The organism is Alcanivorax sp. 24, assembly GCF_004360225.1.
GTDB lineage: Bacteria > Pseudomonadota > Gammaproteobacteria > Pseudomonadales > Alcanivoracaceae > Alloalcanivorax > Alloalcanivorax xiamenensis.
In genome coordinates, this window is record NZ_SNUA01000087.1 from 1 (window position 1) to 457 (window position 457).

At 46.4% G+C, this 457-nt stretch carries 1 protein-coding gene; it reads left to right on the top strand.

Annotated elements, in window-relative coordinates; all coding sequences use genetic code 11:
* A partial coding sequence (locus E0L37_RS21380; protein ID WP_240687535.1) for a glutamate synthase-related protein occupies positions 1-457 on the top strand: 457 nt, incomplete at both ends.

The window sequence follows — 457 nt, forward strand, 5'->3', positions numbered from 1 at the left end:
TACTACGGCCTTTGGTTCAACCCAGAGCCTTGAAGCAACAGGTACTGTGATGTTTATGAACTGTGCGTTTCCGACTTTAGATGAAGACGCACTCGACCCGAGCGAAGTCACGTTAGGACCTTACTGCCAAGCTCCTTATACAACAAACTCGTTATTTAATATTTCAGGTATGAGCTTTGGTGCTTTATCTAAACCCGCTGTTCGCGCACTAACGCGAGGTGCAAAGTTAGCAGGTTGTTGGATGAATACCGGTGAAGGAGGGCTCAGCCCTTACCACCTTGAAGGTGGCGCTGATATTGTGTTTCAGATTGGCACGGCAAAATATGGTGTACGAGATGAGCACGGTAAATTAAGCACCGAAAAACTCAAAGCGATTGCTGAGCACGAACAAGTTAAAATGTTCGAAATTAAAATGAGTCAAGGCGCTAAACCCGGTAAAGGGGGGATGTTACCAGGG